Below are 15,174 nucleotides of genomic sequence, written 5' to 3'. Positions count from 1 at the left end.
GGCTATCCACCGACAGCGCTCAATAGATGATGCCTTTCATCCAAAGAGTCAGGCGCGCGGGGTACGCGGCGCGGCAAAGCGGGAACTGTCACCGCCCTGCGCACGCGCCAGCGTGTCGGCAATCTGCCGATGAGGCGTGCCCGGTTCAATCGCGCTGACCCGATCCAGACGCGCCATCTGCTGCTCGTCCAACGTCAAATCAAGCGCCGCCAGCGTATCCTCTAACTGGTCCAGCGTGCGCGAACCCAGAATAGGGATCAGACTGGTGCTGGAATGCGCGGCCCTGTTGCGCAGCCAGGCGATAGCAACGTGGGTCGGCAGGGCCTGGTGTTCTTGCGCAATCGCCAGCACTTCATCCAGCAACGCGGTGTCTTTTTCGCGATGCACCAGGCGCCCCAACTCACTCAATCGACCAGCATCGCTATGGCGATACTTCCCGGTCAACAAACCACCGCCCAGCGGCGACCACAGGGTGGCGGCCATCCCCAGCGCTTCGGCCATCGGCAGCAATTCACGTTCTGCGGTCCGCTCTACCAGGCTGTATTCCACCTGTATACCTGCAATGCGCGCCCAGCCACGCAATTCTGCCAGCGTATCTGCACGGGCAATGCGCCAGGCTGGGAAGTTGGACAACCCGGCATATTGGATCTTGCCGGCGCGGATCAGATCGTCAAAACTGCGAACGATCTCTTCAAGCGGCGTCAGGTTGTCGGAAAAATGCGCCCACAGCAGATCGATACGATCGGTTTTCAGCCGCTTCAGGCTGTTCTCTACCGAGGCAATCATGTTTTTGCGGCTGTTGCCGGTATAGGCAATACCCGCGTCCGGCGCTGCACCCAAGGTGTATTTAGTGGCGACCACGAAACGGTCGCGTTCGGCGGCGATAAAATCCCCTACCATCTGTTCTGACTGGCCGAATTGGTAAGTATCAGCCGTGTCGATAAAGTTGCCGCCGGCGTCGACATAACGATCGAAAACCTGTTTGGCCTGTTCTTTTTCCGAACCGTAGCCCCAGCCGGTGCCAAAGTTGCCGGTTCCTAATGCCAGTTCAGAAACGCGCAGGCCGGTATTGCGGCCAAAGGTGGTGTATTTCATGGTAAAACCTCACGATTACGTTGCATTTATCAAAATAGATGATGGTCATCATTATTTTATATATGTCATTCATCATTTATAAAAGCAAGCGCAATCTGCGGCGAAGGCAAAAACCAAGGGAAGATACGAAGAGATCGGGCACGCAGCGCGGTGCCCGAAAATGTCAGAGGGGATTACTTTACCGTTTCCAATTGCAGTACGGCGAGGATCTTTTCAACCACCTGCTGTGGGTTACCGGTGCCGTCCATCACGTAGTGTGCGGTCTCCTGATACAAGGCCTCGCGTGCGGCCAGCACTTCCAGCATCTCCTCAGCGATCGGACGACCGGTCAACGTGGGGCGTTGCGCGTCTTGCGGGTACTCTTCCAGCCGCTGCGCCAACACCTCGGCCGGTGAGCGCAGATAAATGACGGTGCCGTGCTGACGCATAAATTGACGGTTCTCTTCCGCCAGGATCGCGCCGCCGCCGGTGGCAACTACAGTTGACGGTTGGGTGACGGTTTGCAGAGCAATGCTTTCACGGCGGCGAAATCCCAGCCAGCCTTCATTTGCGACCATTTCCGCCACGCTCATTTGCGTGGTCTGTTGCATAAACAGATCGGTATCGGTGAATTGATAGCCCAGCGCCAACGCCAGTGCACTGCCCACCGTGGTTTTACCGGCGCCGCGCGCGCCCACCATGAAAATGGTTTGTGTCATTACGGGTTGTCCCTTATACGGTGACTTGAATGCGTTAGCACGCCAGAATCCAGCGTGCAGATCGTGCGATGGCGTAGTTGCTGCATCATACCGCCATCAGCCTGTATTTCAATATTTACGATAGTGTAAATTCCATGGCACAGCGGCTGCCTGCGGCAAAACCCTGCGCCACCTCTTCCGCCAACCTTGCCCTCAACGACGAGCTGAGCCGTTCGGCGGCTATCGGACTGAACCCCAGACGCCGGTAATAAGGCGCATTCCAGGGCACGTCAATAAAAGTAGTTAGCGTCAGGCGCTGCGCGCCCGACAACGCGGCCTGCGCCGCAACCTCAACGAGCAGGTGGCGCCCGATGCCCTGACGTTGCCAGTTGGCAGCCACAGACAGTTCGGCGATATGCCAATCCTGCTGTTGCGGCACGACGGCGATAAAGCCGGCGACCTCCCCCGCCGCACCTTCCGCCAGCCATTCATGCTGTCGCTGAATAAAATCAGCATGCTGCTCTGCGCTCATCACCGGACCTTCAGCGATAAAACGCCAGGCCGGTTGTTGATGAAACAGCTGCGCCGCCGAGCGCTCAACGGCTATCAGTTGAGCGATATCCTGCGGCTGCGCCAAACGGATTTGCAGGCTCATCGGGTTCTCCTTAACAACGGGGCCGGCTATTTAACCAGATTTCCCCGACGGCAGATACCTGCTCGCCGGGACGTATTCCTGTACGAAAAATCAGAAGTCGACACTGGCGCGCAGCACCACTTCTCGCGGTTCCCCTACCGCCACGCGCAAATTGCCGCCGCTGGAAGGGTAATAGGTTTTATCGAACAGATTCTTCACGTTCAATTGCCACTTCACCCGATAACCCTGCACCGGCATGGTGTAAGCGGCGAAGGCATCGGCAACGGTGTAATTATCAAGACTGAAACTGTTGGCGGCGTCGCCTGGACGACGGCCAACATAACGCGCCCCTGCGCCAATGCGTACGTTGTCGCCGCTATACAGCCCCGGGGAGCCCAGATCCTGCGTCAGGAACAGCGAGGCGGTATGGCGCGCCACGTTGGTCATCTCCTTACCCTTGTTGTCCGGGTCATCAACCACACGCGCGTCGGTGTATGCGTAAGAGCCGATCATGCTTAACGAATCAGTGATGTTGCCGGCAACATCCAACTCCACGCCCTGCGAGCGTACGCGTCCGGCGGTTCGGGTGACGGTTTCACCATCCACCAGTTCGCTGACCATCACGTTACGCTTGGTGATGTCGAACAACGCCAGGGTCCCGGTAACGCCGTTGGGCAATTCGACCTTGCTGCCGACTTCCCAGGCCTTACCCTGTTCCGGCGGCAATGAGCCAATCTGGCTGGCAATGGACGAGTTTGGCTTGAAGGACTCGGTGTAACTGCTGTATAGCGACACATAGGGCGTCAGTTTGTAGACCACCCCGGCGCGCGGCACTAATTTGCCGTCGGAGCTGTCGGTGTTGGTGACAAACGGACGCCCTTTACCGGCAAAAACGTCAAAAGCGTCATAACGCAGCCCGCCCATCACCAACCATTTATCGGTCAATTGAACGGAATCCTGCATAAACCAGCCGTAGCTGGTGAGGTTTTCACGCTGATCGCTGTCTTTGGCACTGACGGCGTTCGAGGTTGGCATCAGGCCATACACCGGATCATAGATATTGAAATCGCTGTTCTTCTTGCCACGGATCATATCGCCGCGGTAGGTACGGTTATCTTCAAAATCAAAGCCAAACAGCATCTGGTGGTTGATGCTGCCCCAGTCAACGTCACCGTTGAGCGTCAGCTGTACCGCGTTGGCATGGCTGACAGCATGGGCGGTGGAGTCGGCCTGGCGCGACAGCACGCCAGTTTCAGGATCCAAAGCCAGCGCGCGCGCCTGATTGTCACTGTAACTGTTACGGCTATAGGCGTAGGTCAGAGAGCTTTTCCAGCTTTCATTCAGCACCTGATCAACCTGTAGGGTGACGCTGTCCTGATCGCCCCGCGTGGCGTTATAACTTTCGTCGAAGCGGCGGTCGCGCGGCGTATTTACCGGTTTGCCGGTGCGCGAATCAATGATGGTGCCGCGGTCGAACGGCACCAGATATTCCATATGTTCGTAGGCAACGCGTACCGTGGTGCTCTCGCCGTACCACATCAGCGACGGCGCAATCACCGTTTGGCGGTTACGGCCAAAGTTACGCCAGTAATCGGTTTCATCGTGATCGACAATCATCCGGTAGGCGAACCCGGAGGTACCAAGCGGACCGGTGACGTCCAACTGACCGCCGCCGCCCTTGAAGCTGCTGCCCCAGCCTTCCACATGGGTGTGCTGCTGCAGCTGCGGCTTTTTGGTGATCATGTTGATCATCCCGCCCGGTTCCCCCATGCCGTAAAGCATCGAAGCCGGGCCTTTCAGCACCTCAACCCGCTCAGTGGTCGGGGTAAAATTACGCGCCTGCACCGAACGCACGCCGTCACGCAAAATGGAGCCGTCGCGGTTATCACCAAAACCGCGCTTCATCACCGCGTCCTGGGTACCGCCCAAGGTGTTCGCCTGGGTAATGCCACTGACGTTATACAGCGCTTCATCCAGGCTGCTGACCGCCTGATCGGTAATCACCTGCTGCGGCACCACGTCGATTGCCTGCGGCACGTTCAGCAGGCTGGTCTCGGTTCGGGTGCCGGTCACACTGGTCAGCGGCTGATAACTTTGCACGCCCTTCGCAGAGGCCTGGCCGACCACCACCAGCGTTTCCCCTGGTTCTTTTTCGGCGGTTTTGTCGGCGCCGATCGCCGGAGCAGAAGCACAGGCCGCCAGAGGCAGTGCGCACCACCAGCCGCGCTGGGTATTATTCATTTTGTAACTGACTCCAATAGGTCCCTGAAAAAGGTAACGGCAAAAATTGTTGATAGAGTTGCTTAAAGGTCTGTTGCGGGTTGATGTCAGCAAACAGATCCGGGTAAAACGCTTTGGCGAACATTTCGACCGCCACGACGTGGTACGGGCTGAGATAGAAGTTGTGCCAGATACTCCAGGCCTGATGATTTTTTATCGCTTTCAGGTTGGCGAGCATCGGCTGTTTTTGCATGATCTGACGGAAGCTTTCATCCGCTTCCTGCTGGGTAACCAGCGGCCCCAGACGCAAATCGGAAAAGCGCTTACCCTGTGGACCTGCCATGCCGGTGGCAATGTAAATATCAGGATTGGCGGTCAGAATGGTTTCGGGGTTCAGTTCGCCATAAACCCCTTTGATACTGGCGCTGGCGATATTGTCGCCGCCGGCAAAGGCCAGCAGATCGCCGAGATTGCCATGAGCCGCGGTGGTGCAGCAGGTTTCACGCCGCCCGAGGTGCAAATGCAGCATGACCTTGGGCTTTGGCCCCCGATAGCTGGCCAGACGCTGCTGGATCACCGCCATATGCTGCTGGTAGAAGTCGATAAACTGCTCCGCACGCTGCTGACGGTTGAGCACCTCACCCAGCAGTCGAACGCTGGGTACGGTGTTATGCAGCAGGTCGACCCGTAAATCGACGTAGATAACGGCAATACCCGCCTTACTCAGCGCCGTTAGCAGCAAATCGCTGTCGCCCTCCTCCTTCGCATAGCGGGCAAGGATCACCAGATCCGGTTTCAACTGGATCAGATTTTCAATGTTAACCTGGCGGAAGTTGCCCTTGCTGATAGAGGGTATGGCTTTGATCTGAGGAAATTTCTGCGTATACAGCTGCCAGCTTTGCGCATCGAAACGCGCCATGTCTTCCGGCCAGCCGACAATACGTTGCGCAGGGTTACCCGGCTCCAGCAACGCCAGGGTATACAGCATGCGGCTTTCGCCTACCACGATGCGCTGCGGATTATCCGGCACCTCAACCTGGCGACCAGTGATGTCGGTGACCATTTTCGCCTGAACGTTAAAAACGCCAAGCAGCAAGGAAAACAGCAGTAACATGAGGGAATTGCGCATGGGTAAGCCGGATCGGTAAAATATGCGCGCATGATAATCACTCTCATTAACACTTTCAATCACAACGCTTGGCGGATCGGTTAAATCCGCTGAATCACGCTATTTCGGCGCTGATACGTGAAAAATCGCTGTAAATGCCGTTTTATAAAGTTAAAAAATCGGTCGATAATGCGATCTGTGGCAAGCCAGATTGCAGATAATTCAGGAGGTACCGAGATGACCCAACGTATTATTCCATTGGCGGAGTGCCCACAGTTCAGCGACGTTTGCGCCGCATGGGCGTTTGGTCAATGGGGTTCGCAACGCGGCGGTTCACTGGAACGCACGCGCCAACGCTTTGCCCAGTGCGCGCAGCCGAGCGAAGATTACACCACCCTGCTGGCGATCGAGGACGAACGCCCGCTGGGCATGGCCAGCCTGTGGCCGAGCGACGATCATCATCGGATGGACCTTTCTCCCTGGCTGGCCGGCGTATTCGTCCACCCGGATCACCGTCGCCAGGGCATTGCGCAACGGCTGGAGGCGGCCATCGTGTTGTTGGCACGCCAACGCAATCACCCCGTATTGCACCTGATCACCGATAAATCCGAGGCGCTGTATGCGGGTTGGGGCTGGCAGACCATCGAACGCCGACGGCAATATGATGGCGAAGTGGTGGTGATGGAAAAAAAACTGGGCTAACGCGGCGTGCAGATGTAAACCAACGCTGGCGGGAAGTTGCGCACCACCCGCAGCCGCTTCCAGTGAAAATAGCGGGACAGCAGCTTTTCCGACAGGTGGCTGTACTGAAACAGCACCAAGGTTCCGTTGCGCGCGAGCAAACGCTGCTGTGCCTGCTGCAAAATACGCATGCTGATTTTTAGCGGGATCGACAGCAACGGCAGGCAAGAGAACACCACGTCATAATCGCCGGCCATCTCTTCAGCCGAGCGATCCATCACCTGCAGACGACGATCGTCAATTTTCCGCAGCTGATGAACAAAATGAGATTGGATTTCAAAGGCCTCGAGCGAAGCATCTGCACGCATCCGGCCTAATATCCGCTTGGTCAGCACGCCGTCCGCCGCGCCCAGTTCGGCGATCGACAGCGCCCCGGTCCATTCAACCTGATTCAACATCGCCTGACATAGCCAGGGGGAAGAAGGTGCCAGCGTACCAATGGTGCGCGGCGAAGCCATAAACTGCTGGAGGTAGGAAAAGTGGTTTTTCAGTTGCAGCCGTGTCGCGTTTAACATTGGGGCCTCCTTAGGTTGAGTAGTCACCAATCTGACCCCAATTCCTTAAGTATTCATTAACATGTTTCCTAAAACCGCCGACACAGTTGTAATAAAATGCAACCGAGCGCAGATAAAAAAGGGTGTGGACATCATCATCGGGTAATCAAGTAATTGCATTACCGGTCAGATTATTATCCACACCCGTTTATTTTATCGGCCACCTGTTACAGTAGCCGAATTTTATTTACTGCAGACGATTAACGATATATTTCTGCATTACCGCGCCAGTTGCTGGAATCCCCCGGGGTGTCCAGCCCGATAATACGAATGCTGCTGGCGCCGTCCGCCTGAGCTTTTTCTTTCAGTGCGTGAACCGCATCGCCCGGAGAACCGCTAACGCCGGAAACCGACACTACGCCAAGGCTTTGCATACCGCTGGCCTGCTCTGTATTGATCTGTTTTACCGATGACAGCGGCGCTGCAAAGGAAGAGAATGAAGCGGCTGCCAAAAGAACTGCTGCGATGCCAGGTAATAGTTTCATAATGAACTCCAGATGTTTTTGTTTATTTTCTCGTATCAGTGGAGTTAATTATCTACCAGGCAATGAAAGCAGACGTAATCCAATGTAAAGAACATCAATCATTGTGATGAAAATAAGGAGGAAGTACGTGCAGGTATGTCTCTGGCAGGACAAAGCGGGTCTATACCGTCACTCTACCCCTGACAGATGACAATTTAAAGTCTGTTTGGCCAGGGAATATAAAAACCGCCTCTTTTAAGATTCTTCTCCCCGCAACCGCGACTGAACTACGCTATTTCTGAAGGTTATCATTATGGAAGGACTCCCTATGTCGCAAACCTTACTGCGTGTTCGTGATGGTCATGGTGCTTCGGTTTCGTTTTCGGAACTGCTGTTCGATCTGATTTACGTTTTTGCCGTTACCCAGCTTTCCCACTACCTGCTGCACCATCTGACGCTGACCGGCGCGGTGGAAACGCTGCTGCTGTGGTTCGCCGTTTGGCTGGCCTGGCAATACACTGCCTGGGTCACCAACTGGTTTAACCCGGATACCCGTCCTATCCGTATTCTGCTGTTTGGCATTATGTTGTTGGGCCTGTTCGCTTCTTCTGCTCTGCCACAGGCCTTTGGCGAACGGGGGCTGACTTTTGCGCTGTTTTACGTGGCGATCCAGGTGGGCCGATCGTGCGTGGTGCTGAACCTGCTGCCCGCCGGCCATCCACTGAAACAAAACTTCCGCCGTATTTTTGGCTGGATGTGTATTTCAGCGGTGTTCTGGATCCTTGGCGGCCTGGCGGAAGGTCATAACCGACTGTTGCTGTGGGCGCTGGCAGTATTGTGCGAATACGTTTCGCCGATGTTCGGTTTCCGCTTACCGGTGCTGGGTCGCTCCGACAGCAGCAGCGAATGGACTATCGAAGGCCATCATCTGGCGGAACGCTGCCAACTATTCGTGATCGTAGCGTTGGGGGAAACCATTCTGATTACCGGTTCGACCCTCAGCGAAATGGAGTCCTGGAGCGCACCGGTGCTGATTGCCTCACTGGTGGCGTTTCTCGGCAGCCTGGCGATGTGGTGGGTCTATTTTGATACCAGCAGCAAAGCCGGCAGCCATGCTATCAGCCAGGCGGAAAACCCCGGCCAACTGGGCGCTAACTTCCATTACGTACACGTGGTGCTGGTTGGCGCGATCATCGTCTGTGCCGTTGCCAATGAACTGGTGATCGCCCACCCTGACGGCCATATCGACAATGTGACGGCAGCAGTGCTGCTGCTGGGCCCGGCGATTTACCTGCTCGCCAACGCACTTTACAAGCGGTTGGTGTATCGTCGGTTCCCGCTTTCGCACCTGGTGGGATTGATCGCTTTGGCGGTATTGGCGCCGATAGCCTACCTCACCGATTTACTGATGGTGAATGGCCTGACCACGCTGATTATGGTGGCCGTCGCGGTGTGGGAGAGTATTTCACGCGGCAGAACGCCGCAGGCCGGCGGCGTTCACTGATAAACCAGAAAACAGGGGGCAGCGCGCTATTGAGACGTCGCCCCCTGTTGCCTTATTTACTTCAGCGGTTGCGGTAGCGTCAGCACCCACAGCTCGCTAAGCGATTCCGGTTTCTCCAGCGGTTGCAGCTCGATACGGGTGGATACCGCTTTGCCGTCCAGGCTCAGGCTGCCCTGTTTATCCAGCTGATAATCGCCGATTTTCTTGGCCTTGGGCTGTGCGTCCACCAGCTTGGCCTGCAGGCCAAAATCGTTATCGTTAATCACCGCCAGGGTGCGTTCGTCAATTAGCGACAGGCCCTCTACCTTCTCCTGTTGCCAACCCAATTTACGCAGATCCACCACTTCACGTTTCTGCGCCAGCTTCACGCCGCGCTTGGCGAGATCTTTGGCATCGTCAAACTCCAGCGCCTTTCCTTTACCGTCGAAAGCCGTCAGATCGCTCGCCTGGCTGAGATCGACCAGATAGATCTTATTGATCATCTGCTTGTCTTTATCGCTGCCCTGCTCAACCAGCAGGATATGTTGGTTGTCCACCGCCACGATGTCACCCACCTTGGCGTCTTTGGCTTTTTTATAGCTGTCGATATCGATCGGATAGCCATACATGGCCGTTTTGCCGCTGGCCGGATCAAAACTGACCAAGCGCGTAAACTGCGCCTTGTTTTTACTCTTGCCGTCGACGTCGAGCGTACTCTGCACCGCAGCCAGAATGCGTCCGTCCGGCAAACGGGTGATCCCTTCGAAGCCCCGGTTCGGCTGGCGCCACTTGATGATATTCGGTAACCCGCTGGCCACTGCTTGCTCCCCCTGCTCCGGGGTCGGGCCGTATTTGGCGAGGATCTTGCCCTGATTGTCGATATGGATCAGGAATGGACCATATTCATCACACAGCCAATAGCCGCCTTTACCGTCCGGCGTGATGCCTTCGGTATCCAGCCCACGTCGATCGCTTTCCAACGTTTTCAGCGTGTCGCTCAGCGCCACTTCATTGGTTGAACCAATCAACCCCGCCGGTAGCGGTAATCCGCTGATAGGGCCTTGCTGGTCATGCAGCGGGCGCAAGTTGCTGGCGACCGCCTTGCCGTCGCCAACGCGAATGTCCATCAGCAACGGCACAAACTGCGGATTAGCGAAGATTTTTGCTTCCTGATCGCCTACCGCAGGCGCGTCGGCATTCGGGCCGCGATCGGTCAACGTCGTTAACAGCAAGTCCTTACCCTCACGCCCATTGAATACCAGGCCCGATCCGATACCCACCGGTAATCCTTGCGGGAAATTCTTGGCGAATGCTCCCTGATAACTCACATGCTCGCCCCCCGGAAAACTGACAATATAACGCGCCACTTCAACGTCGGTGGCAGCATAAGAAAACAGGGGGAACAACGCGCTGATTAACAGCGAAACTGATTTTATTTTCATGATGTTGGCTCAGTGTTATGGGGGTAGAGTTGGCAGCTTGCTAAGGTATTAGTCTTACATGACAGCCTGATGACAAACAGACCTAATGCTATGAATTGCAGCAACAATTAAATATGGCAAATAGGAATTAGCAATTAACGCAGACAATTCGAATGGAAAAAACAGATAGAAAATCAAATTTAACCATAGCTATTTTCCGCTAAAAATACCTATACCAGCTAAGCTTAGGGTAAATTCTTATAACAGCGATAAAAAAAACAGCAAACGCACGAAAAACCTAAGAATAGGGATGAAGTCGCATAGACAAAATTAATTCCCGGGGATTTAATACCCGCTGTTACTCAAGGTGCATTAAGAAATTACTTATAGAAACCTGCATTAATTTAAAAAGGTGTTCTATAGTTTTTAGTGCTAACGCCCGTTAGTATTTTCCGTGGGATGGAATCTATGTCAAAGCGACTTTTTGCCGAATTTTTTGGCACATTTTGGTTGGTGTTCGGTGGTTGTGGTAGCGCAGTATTAGCAGCTGCATTCCCACAACTGGGTATTGGTTTTCTTGGTGTCGCACTCGCTTTTGGTCTGACTGTAGTCACTATGGCTTATGCCGTTGGCCATATTTCTGGCGGGCACTTTAACCCGGCCGTTACCGTAGGTTTATTTGCCGGCGGTCGCTTCGCCGCGAAAGACGTTATTCCCTACGTGATTGCTCAAGTGATTGGCGGGATTGCTGCAGCGGCGGTGTTGTATTTGATCGCCAGCGGCAAAGCAGGTTTTGATCCTACCGGCGGCGGCTTTGCTTCCAACGGTTACGGTGAACACTCACCGGGCGGTTATTCTCTGCAATCCGCGATTGTTATTGAATTGGTATTGACCGCATTCTTCCTGATCGTTATTCATGGCGTGACCGATAAGCGTGCACCGGCAGGATTTGCTCCGCTGGCCATCGGTTTGACATTAACGCTGATCCACCTGATCAGTATTCCGGTAACCAATACTTCTGTTAACCCGGCACGCAGTACCGGTGTAGCAATATTCCAGGGAACCTGGGCATTGCAACAGCTTTGGGTATTCTGGCTGGTGCCATTAGTTGGTGGTGCTATCGGCGGCCTGATTTATCGCTGCCTGTTGGAAGACAAGAAGTAATTTATACCCGGTAATGTTCTGTCAGGGCAGCCGCTATATCCAATGGACTTCCGGTTATCGCTAATCACGCGGTAATCGTAAAGATAGAGGGTATATAGGCTGCCCTGAAATTATTTACCCTCTGACCGCCTCAAACATCATAATATCGCTGGTGAATGAGCCGTCCGGCTGAATGGCAAAATGCTGCAGCACCTCTTCAGAAACCCCCTGTTGCAACGCTCGGATCGCGGTAATGAAATGCTCCGGCGTACGCATACGCGCTACCCAACTGCTGAATTCCAGATATAACCTGTCCGACGTCACTTCCCGTACCAGCAGCCCTGATTCAGTCAGTAACCCCAACCATTCACCCGGCGCATAATTGCGGACATGCGAAGTGTCACGCAGCACCTCAACGGTTTGCAGATAGATATCCAGCAGCGGATGCCCCGGTGAGACCACATCCATAAAGATCGCTCTGCCGCCCGGTTTCAACACCCGGCGCACTTCGCGCAGCGCCTGGCCGACATCATGCCAATGGTGGGCCGAATAGCGGCTAATCACCAGATCGAAGCTGGCGTCCTCAAACGGCAGTGATTCCGCGATGCCCTGCTGCACCTGAATATTATTGAAACCTTTCTCTACCGCGGCCTGGCTCACTACCGCCAGCATTTGCGCCGACAAATCGTAGGCCACAACCTGAGCCACTTTCGCTGCGGCGGTAAAGCTGGCATGCCCGGCCCCACACCCCAGATCCAGCAGCCTGGCATCGGGATAAGGCTCCAGCAACTGAGCCAGTCGCTGCAGATCCTTCCCCTGTGCATGAACTGCGCTGGTCAGATAGGCGTTGGCCTGCTCACCAAATTGACGGTCGACCGCATTTTTATGGCTGTTGCTGTTGCTCATATGTGCTTCCTTTTTTGTCTGGCTTGCGCCGGTGCCGGATGGCTTTTTTATTACTATAATCAGCTTAATATACGGGTACAATATGAGCATTTATCCTAGTATGAGCAGGTACCAGCCTATGCAATCTGAAGCCTTATCCGGCCCCAAAGCCCTCGGCGCTTTCCTGCGTGCGCACCGTGAACGCATCACGCCGGAAATGCTGGGTTTACCCACCGCACCACGCCGCCGCACCAGTGGACTGCGCCGTGAAGAGCTGGCGCAAATCAGCGGTATCAGCGCCACCTGGTATACCTGGATCGAGCAAGGCCGCGAGGTATCCATCTCGCCGCATACGCTGGCGCGTATCGCCAAAGCACTGCGGTTAGGGCATGCCGAGCGCCACTACCTGTTTACCCTGGCGCGAGTCGCAGACCCCGAACAGGAACAGCCTCACGAAGCCGACAACAGCGCGGTGCTGCAAAGCGTTAACCAGGTGACGGTGCCTTGCTACCTGCTGGATATCACCTGGAATGTCGTCGCCTGGAACCCGGCGGCGGAAAACCTGTTCTGTGGTTGGCTGGGCCAAGCCGCTACGCCCAATCTGCTGCACTTTATGTTTTTCCACCCGTTAGCCAAAACGCTGGTCAGCGACTGGGAGGAACGGGCACGCCGCGTGGTCGCCGAGTTTCGTGCCGAAACCAGCCACCATCAAAATACCGAAGAGATGCGCGCTTTCGTGCGCAACATGACGCACAACAGCGAAGCCTTCCATCACTGGTGGAAACAGCATGACGTACTGGCACGCGAGGGGGGCGAGCGTACCTTCTCTCATGTGCAACACGGGGAGTTGCGCTATCGTCAACTGACGTTTAATCCATCGGAAAATAGCGGTCTGAAACTGGTGATGCTGATCCCTCTGACGTAACGGGTAACAAATTCATAAACAGGTTTACCTGCCATTTATTTATTGGTTCATCTAAACGCGCTAGGGTGACAGTTACCGATGATATCTATCATCCAGTATCGTTATTCATCTCCTAGAGGTAATCCTATGCAATCCGAAGAACAACGTCTTATCGATGGTCTGTTTGGCCGCTTGAAAGAAGCCGAGACCAAGACGGGCCAGAGGGATCTCCAGGCAGAGCAGCAAATCAACCAACACATCCGTGAACAGCCTTCCGCGCCTTATTACATGGCTCAGGCGATGATCATTCAGGAAGCGGCGCTGAAGCAGCTCGACCAGCGGGTGAAGGATCTGGAGAGCCAGATTGCCCAGCAACAGCAAAATAACGCCAACCAACAAAGCAGCGGCGGCTTTCTGGCCGGGCTGTTTGGTGGCGGTAATCGCAACGCGCCAAGCCCGCGCGAGCGGTATCAGGCGCAACAGCAGAATAACGCGGCATGGAACAACCAGCCGCAGGCGGGCTATGCTCAACAGCAGCAACCAGCCTACAGCCAACCGCAGCAGGCAGCACCTTCACGTGCCGGCGGGTTCCTCGGCGGGGCATTGCAGACTGCCGCCGGCGTGGCGGGCGGTGTGGTGCTGGCCGACATGTTGACCGGTATGTTCCGCCATTCACAACCACAGGAAATTGTTAATATTATCGATGAAACGCCGGCAACACCGGTGGATGACAGCGCGATGAATAATTTCGACGCGTCCAACAATCTCGATACCTTTAACAACGGCGGTGATAGCCGCTTCCTCAACCAAGATAACGGCTTCCAGAACGCGGATTATCAAAACGACGATAACACCGATTTCGCCGACGACGACTACAGCGACGACGATTCGTTTATCTGATCCTTCCCCCCTTTCCACCCGGAGAGGGGGTTTCTGTTTCTTCTTCCGCACCGCTGGTCTACAGTTAAACCTGTCCAATCACAGCAGGTTACGCAAGCTATGCCGAAGATGAACCCTATCGCCCCCTATGCAAGCACTCGCCTGTTGATGCGTCCGCCGGTGGCCGACGATTTGCCGCGTTTTTACGCCATTTTTGGCGATCCCGACACCCAGCGATTTAATCCCGCAGGCCCCATCGCCAGCGAAGAACAGGCACGATTGGCGCTGACGGGGCGGATCGAAAATTGGGCGCAACACGGCTATGGATCCTGGGCAATTGCACTGCGTGAGCAGCCGGAGTGGGTCATTGGCTTTGGCGGGTTGTCCTGGCGGCCGCTAGGGGCACAGCGGACGGTGAACTTGGGCTATCGTTTTGATACGCAGGTTTGGGGCAGCGGGTTGGCCACTGAGTTGGCGCAGGCCTCGCTGGAGTATGGTTTCAAGCATCTGCGGTTGACAGAAATTTCGGCTATCGTGCGCGAAAAAAATCTGGCCTCATGCCGCGTGCTGGAAAAAGCGGGGTTACGTTTGGTCGATACTCTGGATGACGTGCCCGGCGATACGCCAAGCCTGGTTTACAGCATTACGCGCAGTGAGTATCAGGGCTGCTGAACCGGCGGTTCATCATTGATCTTCGCCAGCGCCCGACGGTAGGACTTAACCTTTTGGCGCTTCTTCAACCAGGTGGTGGTTGAGACAATAAAAATTAGCCCGGACATGGTCAGCACGCCGATCGGGTGGCCGTAAAACACCATAAGGGCGAAATAAATAGCGGAGACAATCGCCACCCATTTTGCCGTATTTCCCACCGCATTTTTCTCCTGACTCAAACGGCGGATGTACTCTTCTTCACTGATCCCCATACGCGCTCCTTTTTAGCTGAACGTTCCACTATATTGGGGCGGA

General features: G+C 55.1%; 16 protein-coding genes. 6 read left to right on the top strand and 10 right to left on the bottom strand.

The window, feature by feature from the left end; genetic code table 11:
- Positions 1-48: 48 nt before the first annotated feature.
- From M2407_RS20370 to M2407_RS20350, 5 genes are all read right to left on the bottom strand, one after another.
- Complete coding sequence (locus tag M2407_RS20370) at positions 49-1,095, bottom strand: aldo/keto reductase (protein WP_048759653.1); 1,047 nt, start codon at positions 1,093-1,095, stop codon at positions 49-51.
- 173 nt (positions 1,096-1,268) lie between these two features.
- On the bottom strand, positions 1,269-1,793 hold the full coding sequence (gene aroL, locus M2407_RS20365) for a shikimate kinase AroL (protein WP_020825424.1): 525 nt from the start codon (positions 1,791-1,793) through the stop codon (positions 1,269-1,271).
- A gap of 115 nt (positions 1,794-1,908) precedes the next feature.
- Positions 1,909-2,427 (bottom strand): GNAT family N-acetyltransferase, encoded by a 519-nt coding sequence (locus tag M2407_RS20360; protein WP_217330870.1) that lies wholly within the window; start codon positions 2,425-2,427, stop codon positions 1,909-1,911.
- Positions 2,428-2,517: 90 nt separating this feature from the next.
- On the bottom strand, positions 2,518-4,647 hold the full coding sequence (locus M2407_RS20355) for a TonB-dependent siderophore receptor (protein ID WP_201895691.1): 2,130 nt from the start codon (positions 4,645-4,647) through the stop codon (positions 2,518-2,520).
- The gene (locus M2407_RS20350; RefSeq protein WP_020825421.1) at positions 4,640-5,755 is read right to left on the bottom strand and encodes an ABC transporter substrate-binding protein; all 1,116 of its coding nucleotides are present in this window, start codon (positions 5,753-5,755) and stop codon (positions 4,640-4,642) included. Before M2407_RS20350 ends, M2407_RS20355 begins: the two co-directional genes overlap by 8 nt.
- A gap of 216 nt (positions 5,756-5,971) precedes the next feature.
- Here M2407_RS20350 and M2407_RS20345 point away from each other — a divergent pair, with 216 nt between their 5' ends.
- Complete coding sequence (locus M2407_RS20345) at positions 5,972-6,436, top strand: GNAT family N-acetyltransferase (RefSeq protein ID WP_020825420.1); 465 nt, start codon at positions 5,972-5,974, stop codon at positions 6,434-6,436.
- Here the strand turns inward: M2407_RS20345 and M2407_RS20340 are convergent.
- Positions 6,433-6,990, bottom strand: coding sequence for a class I SAM-dependent methyltransferase (locus M2407_RS20340; protein WP_020825419.1), 558 nt, complete (start codon positions 6,988-6,990; stop codon positions 6,433-6,435). The genes M2407_RS20345 and M2407_RS20340 overlap by 4 nt on opposite strands.
- 239 nt (positions 6,991-7,229) lie before the next feature.
- On the bottom strand, positions 7,230-7,514 hold the full coding sequence (locus M2407_RS20335) for a DUF1471 domain-containing protein (protein ID WP_020825418.1): 285 nt from the start codon (positions 7,512-7,514) through the stop codon (positions 7,230-7,232).
- Positions 7,515-7,821: 307 nt separating this feature from the next.
- On the opposite strand from M2407_RS20335, the gene M2407_RS20330 reads away from it, so the two are divergent.
- Entirely contained in the window at positions 7,822-8,997 is a 1,176-nt protein-coding gene (locus tag M2407_RS20330; protein ID WP_048759661.1) for a low temperature requirement protein A, read from the top strand.
- A 56-nt stretch (positions 8,998-9,053) separates the two neighbouring features.
- Here the strand turns inward: M2407_RS20330 and M2407_RS20325 are convergent, their stop codons facing one another.
- Entirely contained in the window at positions 9,054-10,418 is a 1,365-nt protein-coding gene (locus tag M2407_RS20325) for an esterase-like activity of phytase family protein (RefSeq protein ID WP_259219125.1), read from the bottom strand.
- 447 nt (positions 10,419-10,865) lie between these two features.
- On the opposite strand from M2407_RS20325, the gene aqpZ reads away from it, so the two are divergent.
- Positions 10,866-11,561, top strand: a complete 696-nt coding sequence (aqpZ, locus tag M2407_RS20320; RefSeq protein ID WP_041414261.1) for an aquaporin Z — start codon at positions 10,866-10,868, stop codon at positions 11,559-11,561.
- A gap of 114 nt (positions 11,562-11,675) precedes the next feature.
- Here aqpZ and M2407_RS20315 read toward each other — a convergent pair whose 3' ends face one another.
- The gene (locus M2407_RS20315; RefSeq protein WP_259219120.1) at positions 11,676-12,446 is read right to left on the bottom strand and encodes a class I SAM-dependent methyltransferase; all 771 of its coding nucleotides are present in this window, start codon (positions 12,444-12,446) and stop codon (positions 11,676-11,678) included.
- 118 nt (positions 12,447-12,564) lie between these two features.
- Between M2407_RS20315 and M2407_RS20310 the strand changes: the two genes are divergently transcribed.
- The 3 genes from M2407_RS20310 (at position 12,565) to M2407_RS20300 (ending at position 14,880) form a co-directional block, all read left to right on the top strand.
- A complete protein-coding gene (locus M2407_RS20310; RefSeq protein ID WP_259219119.1) occupies positions 12,565-13,350 on the top strand; it encodes a helix-turn-helix transcriptional regulator in 786 nt (261 codons plus the stop codon).
- A gap of 126 nt (positions 13,351-13,476) precedes the next feature.
- On the top strand, positions 13,477-14,229 hold the full coding sequence (locus M2407_RS20305; protein ID WP_259219118.1) for a DUF2076 domain-containing protein: 753 nt from the start codon (positions 13,477-13,479) through the stop codon (positions 14,227-14,229).
- Positions 14,230-14,328: 99 nt separating this feature from the next.
- Positions 14,329-14,880 carry a GNAT family N-acetyltransferase gene (locus M2407_RS20300; protein ID WP_198639691.1) on the top strand — a complete coding sequence of 184 codons (552 nt, stop codon included), beginning with the start codon at positions 14,329-14,331 and terminating at the stop codon, positions 14,878-14,880.
- Here M2407_RS20300 and M2407_RS20295 read toward each other — a convergent pair.
- Positions 14,868-15,131: a hypothetical protein gene (locus M2407_RS20295; RefSeq protein WP_046374395.1), complete on the bottom strand. Its 264-nt coding sequence runs from the start codon at positions 15,129-15,131 to the stop codon at positions 14,868-14,870. The two genes, M2407_RS20300 and M2407_RS20295, sit on opposite strands and share 13 nt — an antisense overlap.
- Between the last annotated feature and the right edge of the window lie 43 nt (positions 15,132-15,174).

Source organism: Serratia sp. BIGb0234, assembly GCF_024809915.1.
Taxonomy (GTDB): domain Bacteria; phylum Pseudomonadota; class Gammaproteobacteria; order Enterobacterales; family Enterobacteriaceae; genus Serratia; species Serratia liquefaciens.
The sequence above is the reverse complement of the archived record's forward strand: the minus strand, read 5'-3'. Positions and strand labels throughout refer to the sequence as shown.

Bases quoted from the DNA above. Each gene is read 5' to 3' on its own strand.
- M2407_RS20295 (WP_046374395.1), bottom strand. From the start codon at position 15,131: ATGGGGATCAGTGAAGAAGAGTACATCCGCCGTTTGAGTCAGGAGAAA.
- M2407_RS20325 (WP_259219125.1), bottom strand. From the start codon at position 10,418: ATGAAAATAAAATCAGTTTCGCTGTTAATCAGCGCGTTGTTCCCCCTG.
- M2407_RS20335 (WP_020825418.1), bottom strand. From the start codon at position 7,514: ATGAAACTATTACCTGGCATCGCAGCAGTTCTTTTGGCAGCCGCTTCA.
- M2407_RS20300 (WP_198639691.1), top strand. From the start codon at position 14,329: ATGCCGAAGATGAACCCTATCGCCCCCTATGCAAGCACTCGCCTGTTG.
- M2407_RS20350 (WP_020825421.1), bottom strand. From the start codon at position 5,755: ATGCGCAATTCCCTCATGTTACTGCTGTTTTCCTTGCTGCTTGGCGTT.
- M2407_RS20330 (WP_048759661.1), top strand. From the start codon at position 7,822: ATGTCGCAAACCTTACTGCGTGTTCGTGATGGTCATGGTGCTTCGGTT.
- M2407_RS20340 (WP_020825419.1), bottom strand. From the start codon at position 6,990: ATGTTAAACGCGACACGGCTGCAACTGAAAAACCACTTTTCCTACCTC.
- M2407_RS20315 (WP_259219120.1), bottom strand. From the start codon at position 12,446: ATGAGCAACAGCAACAGCCATAAAAATGCGGTCGACCGTCAATTTGGT.
- M2407_RS20345 (WP_020825420.1), top strand. From the start codon at position 5,972: ATGACCCAACGTATTATTCCATTGGCGGAGTGCCCACAGTTCAGCGAC.
- aqpZ (WP_041414261.1), top strand. From the start codon at position 10,866: ATGTCAAAGCGACTTTTTGCCGAATTTTTTGGCACATTTTGGTTGGTG.
- M2407_RS20305 (WP_259219118.1), top strand. From the start codon at position 13,477: ATGCAATCCGAAGAACAACGTCTTATCGATGGTCTGTTTGGCCGCTTG.
- M2407_RS20355 (WP_201895691.1), bottom strand. From the start codon at position 4,647: ATGAATAATACCCAGCGCGGCTGGTGGTGCGCACTGCCTCTGGCGGCC.
- aroL (WP_020825424.1), bottom strand. From the start codon at position 1,793: ATGACACAAACCATTTTCATGGTGGGCGCGCGCGGCGCCGGTAAAACC.
- M2407_RS20310 (WP_259219119.1), top strand. From the start codon at position 12,565: ATGCAATCTGAAGCCTTATCCGGCCCCAAAGCCCTCGGCGCTTTCCTG.
- M2407_RS20370 (WP_048759653.1), bottom strand. From the start codon at position 1,095: ATGAAATACACCACCTTTGGCCGCAATACCGGCCTGCGCGTTTCTGAA.
- M2407_RS20360 (WP_217330870.1), bottom strand. From the start codon at position 2,427: ATGAGCCTGCAAATCCGTTTGGCGCAGCCGCAGGATATCGCTCAACTG.